An 11,522-nucleotide genomic window follows, 5' to 3' on the forward strand; every position below is an offset into this window, starting at 1 on the left:
CGGGCCTCACTCTCTCTCGTCGCCGCCGGTCGCCGCGGGGTCGCCACCTGTCTAACCCGGCACCACGTGCCGGCAGCAGGGGCGAACGTCCCGGGTGGCGGGGACGTCCTTCGGCCAGGCGCCCGAGGGACCGGCCTGCCGCGACCACCGGGACCGATGTCACCGGCGGATGGGACCTCCGCACCTACGCCGGGCCGGCCGAATGGGCGAACGTTGCAGACAGGCCGGCCAGGAGCACACCGGAGCCACCTCGACCGTCGGGTACCTGGCCGGCCGAACCAGGCGAGCACCGCCGCGCAGAGAAGGAAGGGCTGACGCGATGAGACGACGAACCGTACGAGACGTGATGACGACGGCGGTGGTGAGCGCCTACGAGGACGCCGACTTCAAGGACATCGTCACCATGATGGCCAAGCGCGGTATCAGCGCGCTCCCGGTGATCGGCGACGAGCATCGGGTGATCGGCGTGGTCTCCGAGGCCGACCTGCTGGCCAAGGAGGAGCACAAGCAGGACGACGACCGGCGGCGGCTGCTGGAGAGCCGCCATGACCGCCTATCGCGGGCCAAGGCCCAGGGATCGACGGCGGGCGAGATCATGTCCGCTCCCGCGATCACCGTCCGGCCGGGGACGACGGTCGTGGAGGCGGCACGGATGCTGGACCGGCACCGGGTGAAGCGCCTGCCGGTGGTGGACGAGCAGATGCGTCTGGTCGGCATCGTCAGCCGCCGCGACCTGCTTCGGGTGTTCATACGCCCGGACAAAGAGATCCGCAAGGAGATCGTCGAAGAGGTCTTCAAGCGCCTGCTGTGGATCGACCCCGAGGCCGATGGCCTGACGGTGACGGTCGACAAGGGCGTCGTGACGCTGACCGGCGAGCTCGAGGTGGACAGCCTGATCCCGCTGGCCATCCGGATGACCGCCGCGACCGACGGCGTCGTCGACGTGATCGGGCGGCTCACCTCCCCGGAGGACGCCGGATCCGCCCGGCCGCCACTGCGCACCTGAACCCGGTGACGGTGCCGCCGGACAACCGGAAGACGAGGACATGACATGAGAACCAGCACGGTGGGGGTCGTCAGGGAGCGGGCACCCGGTGAGCGCCGGGTGGCCCTGGTCCCCGACTCCATCGTACGACTGCGATCGATGCCGGGACCGGCGGGCGGCGACGGCACGGAGCCGGCGGTCCTCGTCGAGTCCGGCGCCGGCAAGGCGGCCTGGTTCGACGACGACTCGTACGTGAAGGCAGGCGCGACGATCGTGCCGGCCGGTGAGCTCTACGAGCGAGCCGACATCATCGTCTGCGTGGGGCCGCCCGACCCTGCCCCGCTGCGCGCCGGGCAACTGCTGGTCGGAACGCTCGAGCCCCTTTCGCGCCCTGACCTCGTCCGCCGGCTGGCCCGCCAGGGCGTCACCGCGGTCAGCCTGGACATGGTGCCGCGAACGCTCAGCCGGGCCCAGACCATGGACGTGCTGAGCTCCCAGGCGAACATCGCCGGCTACAAGGCCGTCCTGCTCGCGGCCGGCGCGTACGGCGGCTATTTCCCGATGCTGACGACGGCCGCGGGGACGATGCGGCCCGCGGCGGTGCTCATCCTCGGCACCGGCGTGGCCGGGCTCCAGGCGATCGGCACCGCCCACCGTCTGGGCGCCGTCGTCACGGCCTACGACGTCCGCCCCGAGACCAGGGAGGAGGTCCACTCGCTCGGTGCCCGGTTCCTCGACCTCGCCGCACCAGGAACTGCTTCCGGCACGAACGGGTACGCCAGGGAACTGACCGGCACCGAACGCCGGGCTCAGCAACAGGCGCTCGACGAGCGCGTCGCCGACTTCGACGTGGTGATCACCACCGCCCGGGTCCCCGGCAGGCGCCCGCCGGTACTGGTCACCGCGGAAGCACTGAAGGGCATGCGACCCGGATCCGTCGTCCTCGACACGGCGGCGGGCGCGCTGGGCGGCAACGTCGAAGGATCCGAACCCGACACCACCACAGTGCTGGAGAACGGGGTCACCGTGATCGGTGCCGGCAATCTGCCCGCGACCATGCCCACCGCGGCCTCCACCGCGTACGCCCGTAACGTCAGCGCACTGCTGACGTACCTGATGCACGACGGCGCCCCAGTGATCGATCCGGCCGACGAGATCCAGGCCGGAGTGGTCATCACCCACGGCGGTGCCGTCGTCAACCCCGCCGTCGCCCGGCTGCTCGACGGCGAACCCCGCACCGGAGGTCCGACATGAGCATCGACCTGCTCACCGCCATCACCGTGTTCGTGCTCAGCCTGCTCCTCGGTTTCGAGGTCATCAGCAAGGTTCCGGCCACCCTGCACACGCCACTGATGTCCGGCGCCAACGCGATCCACGGAATCGTCGTCATCGGGGCGATGCTCATCACCGCCGCGGCCCACGACACGGTCGGCTACGTGCTGGCCTTCGTCGCGGTCGCCTTCGGTGCGATGAACGTCGTCGGCGGATACGTGGTGACCGACCGCATGCTGCGCATGTTCCGCCCCCACCGCACCGAGCCGTCCCGCACCGGCTCCCAGCCGGCCGGGCACGGTGCGGCCGACCGATCGGAGCGCTGAACGTCATGGGCACCACCGAGACCCTCGTCCGCTACCTCCTCCTCGGCGCCGCCGCCTGCTTCGTGCTCGGCCTGCACCTGATGAACCGACCGGCGACCGCCCGCCGGGGGAACCTGCTCTCGGCCACCGCCATGACGGTGGCGGTGGGCGGCACCGCCGCCCTGCTGGTCGAGGACGGCGCCATCGGCACCACCGGCTGGATCGTGCTGATCGTCGCGGCCGGTATCGGATCCGCCGCCGGCCTGTACCTGGCTCGGTCGGTCCAGATGACGGCGATGCCGCAGCTGGTGAGCCTGTTCAACGCCGTGGGCGGGGGCGCCGCGGCACTGCTCGCGATCGACGACGTGCTGCGGGCCGGGCCCGGCGGGCCGCCTGTGCGGACCACCGTGCCCGCGGCACTGGACATCCTGATCGGTGCCGTCACCTTCGCAGGCTCGCTCGTCGCCGCCGGCAAGCTCCAGGGATTGCTGCCCGGCAGGCCGATCGTGTTCCGGGGCGCGCGGGTGGTCAACCTCGCGCTGCCTGCGATGTTCGGGACCGGCGTCATCTGGCTGGTGGCCGACCCGGCGAGCTCCGCCCCGCTCCTCGTCCTCTCGTTCGCCGCGCTGGCCTTCGGCGTCACCATGGTGCTGCCGATCGGTGGCGCGGACATGCCGGTGGTGATCTCACTGCTCAATGCCTTCACCGGCACCGCGGTCGCGATGGCCGGCTTCGTCCTCGGCGAACTCGTCCTCATCATCGGTGGCGCCCTGGTGGGCGCGTCCGGCGCCATCCTCACCAAACTCATGGCGGACGCCATGAACCGGTCGATCATCAGCATCATCGTCGGCGGGTTCGGCACCGGCGACGGCGGGCCGGTGGCCGACGCCACCGCCGCCCCGGTCCGCACGGTCACCGCCGACGATGTGGCGATCCAGCTCGCCTACGCCGGGAGAGTGATCATCGTGCCGGGCTACGGACTCGCCGCCGCCCAGGCCCAGCACGAGCTCGCCGAACTCGCGCACCTGCTGGAAGACCGTGGCGTCGATGTCTGCCACGCCATCCACCCCGTCGCCGGCCGGATGCCCGGGCACATGAACGTCCTGCTCGCGGAGGCCAATGTCCCCTACCCCCGGCTGAGGGAACTGGAGGACATCAACCCGCAGTTCCCCCAGGCCGACGTGGCCCTGGTCATCGGCGCCAACGACGTCACGAATCCGGCCGCCCGCCGCCCCGGGAACCCGATCTCCGGAATGCCCATCCTCGACGTCGATAAGGCCAGGAGCGTCATCGTCATCAAACGTTCCATGGGCCACGGCTACGCCGACATCGGCAACGAGCTCTTCACGGGCCCGAGGACGGGCATGTTCTTCACCGACGCGAAGCAGGGCCTCACCGAGGTGATCGCCGCGGTCCGCACCTTCGTCGGCTGACGGCCGGGCCCGGCATCGCCGCGAGATCACCTGAAGCGGCCGGATAGCGTTGACCTCCTATGAGTGCCACTGTTGTCGTGAAGAGTCTCGCCGCCGGGCACGGCGATCGCGCCCTGTTCTCCGGGCTCGACCTGGTCGTCTCCCCCGGTGACGTCATCGGCCTGGTCGGGGCCAACGGCGCCGGGAAGTCGACGCTGCTGCGGACCCTCGGCGGGCTGATCGCCCCCGAGGACGGCTCCGTACAGCTCAGTCCCTCGTCGGCGGCCGTCGGCTACCTGCCGCAGGAACCCGAGCGCCGTACGGGTGAGACCGTGGCCGGCTTCCTCGCCCGGCGTACGGGGGTGGCGCAGGCCCAGCGCGACCTGGACACCGCCACCGAGGGGCTGGTCGAGGGGCGTGACGGCGCCGACGACGAGTACTCGGCCGCGCTGGAACGCTGGCTGGCCCTGGGCGGAGCCGACCTGGAGGACCGGGCCGGTGAGGTGGCCGCCGAACTGGGCCTGGCGATCGGCCTCGACCAGCCGATGACGTCGCTGTCCGGTGGCCAGGCGGCCCGGGCCGGAATGGCGTCGCTGCTGCTCAGCCGCTATGACGTCTTCCTGCTCGACGAGCCCACCAACGACCTCGACCTGGACGGCCTTTCGCGGCTGGAGCGCTTCGTACAGGGGCTGCGGGCCGGGACGGTGCTGGTCAGCCACGACCGCGAGTTCCTGACCCGGACCGTCACCCGGGTGGTCGAACTGGACCTGGCGCAGCAGCAGGTGAACACCTACGGCGGTGGTTACGCGGGCTATCTGGCCGAGCGCGAGGTCGCCCGCCGGCACGCCCGGGAGGAGTACGAGGAGTACGCCGACACCCGCTCCTCGCTGGAGGCCCGTGGGCGCACCCAGCGGGCCTGGATGGAGAAGGGCGTCAAGAACGCCCGCCGCAAGGCCCCCGACAACGACAAGATCGGCCGTAAGTTCCGGGCCGAGGCGACGGAGAAGCAGGCCGCGAAAGCCCGTCAGACCGACCGGATGATCGAGCGTCTCGACGTGGTCGAGGAGCCCCGCAAGGAGTGGGAGCTGCGGATGGAGATCGCCGCCGCACCGCGCGCCGGTGCGGTGGTGGCCACCCTGCGCTCCGCGGTCGTACGGCTCGGCGCCTTCACCCTGGGCCCGGTCGATCTGGAGATCGGCTGGGCCGAACGCGTGGCGATCACCGGGGCCAACGGAGCCGGCAAGTCGACGCTGCTCGCCGCCCTGCTGGGCCGGGTCGTCCCCGACGAGGGGCACGCGTCGCTGGGCGCGGGCGTGGTGGTCGGCGAGGTCGACCAGGCCCGGGGGCTGTTCCTGGGCGACGAGGCACTGCTGGACGCCTTCGGCGCCGTGGTGCCCGAGCTGACCCCGGCCGACATCCGTACCCTGCTGGCGAAGTTCGGCCTGCGCGCCGCCCACGTGATGCGGCCCGCCGCGACCCTGTCCCCCGGCGAGCGGACCCGCGCCGCCCTGGCCCTGCTGCAGGCCCGCGGGGTGAACCTGCTGGTGCTGGACGAGCCGACCAACCACCTCGACCTGCCGGCGATCGAGCAGCTGGAATCCGCCCTGGAGTCCTTCCCGGGCACCCTGCTGCTGGTCACCCACGACCGCCGCATGCTCGACGCCGTCAGTGTCACCCGCCGCCTCCAGGTCGCCGACGGACGGGTCCAAGAGCTCGGCTGACCGGCATCTGCCGGAGTGGATTCTCGAATCGATCATACGTTCGATAAATGTCGGTGGGGCCGCATAGGTTCGGGGCATGCGGACGCTCGCGGAGCTGGAGGTGGCTTCCACCGGAGAGCTGGTGGAGCTGGTCCATGCCGCCCTGGGCCGGCTGGCAGAGCGTCCCGCTCCGGACTGCCCGATCACCGCGATGGAGCTGGCCGAGCGGCTGGCGGCGGGGCTGGATCTGGGTGAGGCCGCGATGGCCGGCATGGTGGCGGTGGCCGACGCGGCGGCAGCACCGGCGGCGCAGCGTTACGCCGGGACCCGTGGCTGGCTCAAGGTCGCGCTCGGAATGCGCAACGGCCGCGCCGACGAGCGGCTGACGCTGGCCCGGCAGTTACCCCGGCTGCCCCGGGTCACCGAGATGCTCGCCGCAGAGAAGCTGTCCTTCGGCCATGCGGCGACGATCGCCGACGCGGTCGCCCACCTGTCCGATTCCGACTGTGCGAAGGCCGAGGAGTTGTTACTCGGCATGGTCGCCGAGGGGTTCTCGGCCACCAAGGTCGCCAAGCTCGGCGCACGGATCAAGGACGTGATCGCTGAACGGGACGGCACGGAGGACCCCGGCGAAGACGCCCGGCGCGGCGATCGCTCCTGGTGGCGGCTGTCGAAGTCGCTGAGCGGCGCCGGAGCGGTCAAGGGCTGGTTCGACCCCGAGTTGCTCGCACTCGTCAACGACCGGCTCGGCCCGCTGGCGAAGCCCTCGGGTCCCGAGGACGACCGCGATCACGCCCAGCGGATGGCGGACGCGCTGCGCATGATGCTCTCCGGCGGCGGTTCCAACTGGAACGCCACCCTTGTCATCAAGCTCACCGGGGGCCGTGGTCAGAGCTCCCGCTCCGGCCACGGCTCTGCTGGGGCTCCGGGCGCCCACTGTGGTGCCGGCCCGGTCGCCCCTCGAACTGCGGCCCCGGACGGCGCTGAGGCCATCGCCCCCGTCTTCGACCTGAGCTCGGGCACCGGTGGCGGAGAGGCAGCCGGTTTGCCGCGGTGGGCCGCCGGTGCTGACGCGTGCGCCGGTAACGGCGGGGAGCCACCGCTCTCCCGGTCGGCCGGTGCCGTGCCTTGTCCGAGATGGCCGCTGGAGGACGCGCGAGTGTCGGCACGGCTGGCGGACGGCACGCCGATACGACCTGAGCAGGCCCGGATCATCGCTCTCAACGCTGGCATCTCGACATTGATCCTCGGACCGGACGGAATTCCGCTCTACCTCGGGCGCCGGGTGCGGCTCGTGACCTCCGGCCAGCGAATGGCACTGGAGGCGCTGTACGAGACCTGTGCCAGTGATGAGTGCGACATCCCGGTGCGGTTCTGCCAGCTCGATCACGTACTCAACTGGGTCGATGGCGGAACAACCGATATCGACCTTTTAGCCCCGGCATGCGCCTTCCATAACCGGCTGAAATACGCCCATTCCGAGTGGGTGACGGTGACTCGTGACAGGACCGGCCGGTGGCGCTACTCCATCCGCAGACCCCGTCCCCGCTGGGCAGGACGCGACCGCGCCCGTGGTCCGTGATCACCGGCGTTCACGGTACCCACCGCGGGCGTTTCAGTCATCGAGGTCGTATGCCACCGGGTGACGTGGCTGGTAGAGAGAGAGTTCGGACCCGCTCGGCAGCCTGATCGACGCCAGCACACCCCAGCCCGCGTCGCTGATCGGCTGGGAGACCTCGACTCCCTTCGCGGTCAGCGTTGCCAGCGTGGACTCGAGGTCGTCGCACATCAGGTAGAACTCGTGCTTCCCCTCCCCGTCGGTGGGGTGCACTCCCACCTCGGCGGGCGGCAGCTTGAAGATCAGCCAGCCTCCGCCGGCGTCGACGCCGGCGAAGCCGAGCACGTCGCGGATGAACTGCCGGTCGGCATCCGCATCCCGACTGTAAATGATCACATGCGTGCCGTTGATCATATTCCCTCTATCGTTCGCCGACGAAATGTCAGGTTCGACCCTCAGAAGGGCTGACTCGCGAATACTGATCTGCAGGCTACGACAGCTCTTCCGTCCGCGCGCGGACGGTCGAAGGGTGGTGCCGCCGGAGCGGGGCTGATAGGACGGTGAGGAAGATCGGCGGTGGCTCCGGAGGTGTCCGTGCGGTACGAGATCGAGGTGGGCATCGACGCGGCGCCGGACGCGGTGTGGGCGGTGCTGGCCAACGTGGAGCACTGGCCGGACTGGACACCGTCGATGACCCTGGTGCGCCGCCTGGAGGACGGGCCGTTCGGCGTCGGCAGCACAGTGCGCGTGCGGCAGCCCAGGCTCCCGCCGGCCGTCTACACCGTCACCGAGTACGAGCCGGGCCGGTCGTTCGCCTGGGCGGCGACGGCACCGGGTCTGACGACCACCGGCGACCACCAGATCATCGCGCGTGCGGACGGTCACTCCACCGTACGGCTCGTCCTCGACCAGACCGGCGTGCTCGCACCGCTCGCCGGGCTGCTCGCCGGCCGGCTCGCTCGCCGGTACGTCACCCTGGAGGCCGAAGGCCTCAAACGACGCTGCAAATCCCGCCCCTGATCGAAGGCACGTACCGGTGTCGTACCGCCCGACCCGGGACCCGGCGATGAACCCAGTGGTGAACGGACGACCTGCCGCCGAACAACGGCGTTGAAAGGCGCCGGCCGTCCCCGCTGCCGGCGGAAGTCACACCATGAGCAACGGTGCGCCACCCCGTGGAACCGACGCCGTTCGGCTTTCGCTGCTAGGACGGAACCAGGATCCGATCCCCTTGTTCTAAGGGAGATATAGGAGAGTAGTATCCAATTTCGGCCTCACGGGGAGACCCGGGCCGATACGGGGAGGGCTGTACGGGGCGATGCACGAGTTCCTCCATACCGCACTCGGCTTTCCGGCCGTGATCTTCAGTTTCCTCCTCATCGTGGTCATCGGGTACTGGCTGCTCGTCCTGCTCGGGGGCACCGATCTCGACGCCGACGGAGACCCCGGCACCGGGCTGCTGGCGGGGCTGGGGCTGGGCGGTGTTCCGTTCATCGTCGCGTTCTCACCGCTGATCGCCCTGGCGTGGTTCCTGAGCCTGGTCGGCGGCGTGCTCATCGACCGGCGGCTCCTGGGCAACGCGCTGCTCGAACACTTCGGATCGGCCGCGGACGTACGCACCGGGCTGTCCGTCGCGGTGCTCGTGGTGGCCACGATCGTCGCCTGGCTGGCCACCCGTCAGCTGGTACGGCCGCTGCGCTACATGATGCCGGACGAGAAGCAGCCCTCCCGCAACGACTTCATCGGCCGCATGTGCGTGATCCGGACCGGGCGGGTCGACCTGAACTTCGGCCAGGCCGAGGTCCGGGCGGCGGATGGCTCGACGGCCGTGATCCAGGTCCGGCAGATGGCCCCCTCCGCCGAGAAGGACGGGAACCAGATCGCCGGTTCTCCTCTCAAATCAGGCAGTACGGCTCTGATCTTTGAATATGACGCCGACGGCCGATTCTTCTGGGTGACGCCGTACGACGCCGAACTCGACCCCGACCGCCGTCCGACCCCCTGATCAATGTTTGCCCACAGACAGAGAGACCTTTGATGGATGCCATCACCACCGGGATCGGTGTACTCCTCGCCGTCGTGCTGCTCATCGTTCTGGGCACGTTCTTCACCCTCACCCGGCTCTTCCGCAAGGTCGAGCAGGGCAAGGTCCTGATCGTCTCCAAGATCAAGAAGGTGGACGTCACCTTCACCGGGGCGATCGTGCTGCCGGTGCTGCACAAGGCCGAGGTGATGGACATCTCGGTGAAGACCATCGAGATCCACCGGACCGGCAAAGAGGGTCTGATCTGCCAGGACAACATTCGCGCCGACATCCGCATCACGTTCTTCGTCCGGGTCAACAAGACCGTCGAGGACGTGATCCAGGTGGCGCAGGCCATCGGCACCGACCGGGCCAGCCACGAGGACACGCTGCAGGTGCTGTTCGCCGCCAAGTTCGCCGAGGCCCTCAAGACCGTGGGCAAGCAGCTCGACTTCGTCGACCTCTACACCCACCGGCACGAGTTCCGTGACCGGATCATCCAGATCATCGGCACCGACCTCAACGGTTACCACCTCGAGGACGCCGCCATCGACTTCCTCGAGCAGACCCCGCTGTCGAGCCTGGACCCGTCCAACATCCTCGACGCGCAGGGCATCCGCAAGATCACTGAGCTGACGGCGATCGAGCACGTCCGCACCAACGAGTTCCAGCGGACCGAGGAGAAGGAGATCACCCGCCAGAACGTCGACGCGCGGGAGGCCATCCTCGAACTGGAACGCCGGCAGGCCGACGCCGAGAACAAGAAGAAGCGCGAGATCGAGACCGTACGGGCCCGCGAGGAGGCGGAGATCGCCCGGGTCCAGGCGGAGGAGCGGCTCAAGTCGCAGACCGCGCACATCAAGACCGATGAGCAGCTCGGCATCCAGACCGAGAACCGCAACCGTGAGATCGCCGTCGCGGAGAAGAACAAGGAACGCGTCATCGCCGTCGAGACCGAGCGGATCGAGAAGGACCGCATGCTCGAGGTGATCGCCCGCGAGCGGGAGACCCAGCTGGCGAGCATCTCCAAGGACAAGGAGGTCGAGGGCGAGAAGCGGTCGATCGCCGAGGTGATCCGCGAGCGCATCGCGGTGGAGAAGACGGTCGCCGAGCAGGAGGAGAGCATCAAGCGCCTGCGGACGGTCGAAGAGGCCGAGCGGATGCGCCAGTCCATCGTGATCCAGGCCGAGGCCGAGGCACAGGAGCACCTGGTCAAGGACATCAAGGCAGCCGAGGCGGCCGAGGAGGCGGCCAAGTTCAAGGCCCGCGAGTCGCTGCTGCTGGCGGAGGCGCGTCAGCAGACCGCCGAGCTCGACACCCAGGCCAAGCTGCGGCTGGCCGAGGGCGTGCAGGCCGAGGCGGCCGCCGCCGGGCTGGCCGACGTGCAGGTACGCGAGCGCAACGCCGACGCCGTCGAGAAGCTCGGCCGGGCCGAGGCCGTCGTGAACCGGGAGAAGGGGCTGGCCTCCGCCGAGGCCACGGAGAAGGTCGGCCGCGCCGAGGCCATCGTCAGCCGGGAGATGGCGCTCGCGGGCGCCGACGCGCTGCGCGAGAAGCTGAAGGGCGAGGCCGAGGGCCTCACCGCGAAGGCCGAGGCCATGGCCGCGATGGGCGACGCGACCCGGCTGCACGAGGAGTACCGGCTGCGGCTGGAGGCCGAGAAGGACATCCGGATGGCCGGCCTCGACACGCAGCGCAAGGTCGCCGAGGCCCAGGCGAACGTGCTGGCCTCCGGACTGGAGAAGGCCGACATCGACATCGTCGGCGGCGACACCATGTTCTTCGACCGCGTCGTCGGCGCCATCGGGATGGGCAAGAGCGTCGACGGGTTCATGGAGCACTCCGAGGTCGGGCAGACGCTGGCCGGGCCGTGGCTGAACGGGTCGCGGAGCTTCCCCGACGACCTGTCGCATCTGCTCGGCGCGGTGAACACCGACGACGTCAAGAACCTGACCCTGTCCGCGCTGCTGCTGCAGCGGATCAAGGCGGGCGGCTCCGAGGCGGGCAAGATGCAGGAGCTGCTGGACACGGCCGAGCGCCTGGGCGTCGCCGACTCGGCCGTCTCGTCCCTCGCCGTCATCGAGAAGTGACCGAGCATTGACCCCCCACCCCCACCACCCCCGTCCACCCTCCGTGATCACGCAATCAATCGTCGAACGATTGCATGATCACGGAGGGGTGGGGCTGGACGAGGAGCGCACGTGACGGACACCGCGAAGACCGGAGCCGGAGCCGGTACGGGGGACACCGCGGCACGCGATGGCGCG

Annotated in this window: 10 protein-coding genes; 9 read left to right on the plus strand and 1 reads right to left on the minus strand. The window is 69.9% G+C overall.

Annotated features, from left to right (window positions below; all coding sequences use genetic code 11):
• Positions 1-319 precede the first annotated feature (319 nt).
• From ACRYCC_RS38155 to ACRYCC_RS38180, 6 genes are all read left to right on the plus strand, one after another.
• Positions 320-1,006, plus strand: coding sequence for a CBS domain-containing protein (locus ACRYCC_RS38155; protein WP_433818946.1), 687 nt, complete (start codon positions 320-322; stop codon positions 1,004-1,006).
• A gap of 45 nt (positions 1,007-1,051) precedes the next feature.
• Positions 1,052-2,239 carry an NAD(P) transhydrogenase subunit alpha gene (locus ACRYCC_RS38160; RefSeq protein WP_433818947.1) on the plus strand — a complete coding sequence of 396 codons (1,188 nt, stop codon included), beginning with the start codon at positions 1,052-1,054 and terminating at the stop codon, positions 2,237-2,239.
• Positions 2,236-2,583, plus strand: coding sequence for an NAD(P) transhydrogenase subunit alpha part 2 (locus tag ACRYCC_RS38165; RefSeq protein ID WP_433818948.1), 348 nt, complete (start codon positions 2,236-2,238; stop codon positions 2,581-2,583). Before ACRYCC_RS38160 ends, ACRYCC_RS38165 begins: the two co-directional genes overlap by 4 nt.
• A gap of 5 nt (positions 2,584-2,588) precedes the next feature.
• A complete protein-coding gene (locus ACRYCC_RS38170; RefSeq protein WP_433818949.1) occupies positions 2,589-3,995 on the plus strand; it encodes an NAD(P)(+) transhydrogenase (Re/Si-specific) subunit beta in 1,407 nt (468 codons plus the stop codon).
• A gap of 59 nt (positions 3,996-4,054) precedes the next feature.
• Positions 4,055-5,695, plus strand: coding sequence for an ABC-F family ATP-binding cassette domain-containing protein (locus ACRYCC_RS38175; RefSeq protein ID WP_433818950.1), 1,641 nt, complete (start codon positions 4,055-4,057; stop codon positions 5,693-5,695).
• Between the two features lie 76 nt (positions 5,696-5,771).
• Positions 5,772-7,256, plus strand: a complete 1,485-nt coding sequence (locus tag ACRYCC_RS38180; RefSeq protein WP_433818951.1) for an HNH endonuclease signature motif containing protein — start codon at positions 5,772-5,774, stop codon at positions 7,254-7,256.
• 33 nt (positions 7,257-7,289) lie between these two features.
• Here the strand turns inward: ACRYCC_RS38180 and ACRYCC_RS38185 are convergent, their stop codons facing one another.
• Positions 7,290-7,646 (minus strand): VOC family protein, encoded by a 357-nt coding sequence (locus ACRYCC_RS38185; RefSeq protein ID WP_433818952.1) that lies wholly within the window; start codon positions 7,644-7,646, stop codon positions 7,290-7,292.
• Between the two features lie 162 nt (positions 7,647-7,808).
• Here ACRYCC_RS38185 and ACRYCC_RS38190 point away from each other — a divergent pair, with 162 nt between their 5' ends.
• The 3 genes from ACRYCC_RS38190 to ACRYCC_RS38200 all read left to right on the plus strand — a co-directional run bounded on the left by ACRYCC_RS38190 (position 7,809) and on the right by ACRYCC_RS38200 (position 11,345).
• On the plus strand, positions 7,809-8,252 hold the full coding sequence (locus ACRYCC_RS38190) for an SRPBCC family protein (protein ID WP_433818953.1): 444 nt from the start codon (positions 7,809-7,811) through the stop codon (positions 8,250-8,252).
• Positions 8,253-8,550: 298 nt separating this feature from the next.
• Positions 8,551-9,237: a hypothetical protein gene (locus ACRYCC_RS38195; protein WP_433818954.1), complete on the plus strand. Its 687-nt coding sequence runs from the start codon at positions 8,551-8,553 to the stop codon at positions 9,235-9,237.
• A 32-nt stretch (positions 9,238-9,269) separates the two neighbouring features.
• The gene (locus ACRYCC_RS38200; RefSeq protein ID WP_433818955.1) at positions 9,270-11,345 is read left to right on the plus strand and encodes a flotillin family protein; all 2,076 of its coding nucleotides are present in this window, start codon (positions 9,270-9,272) and stop codon (positions 11,343-11,345) included.
• The last annotated feature ends 177 nt before the right edge of the window (positions 11,346-11,522 follow it).

The organism is Actinomadura scrupuli, from assembly GCF_050971785.1.
Lineage (GTDB): Bacteria > Actinomycetota > Actinomycetes > Streptosporangiales > Streptosporangiaceae > Actinomadura_E > Actinomadura_E scrupuli.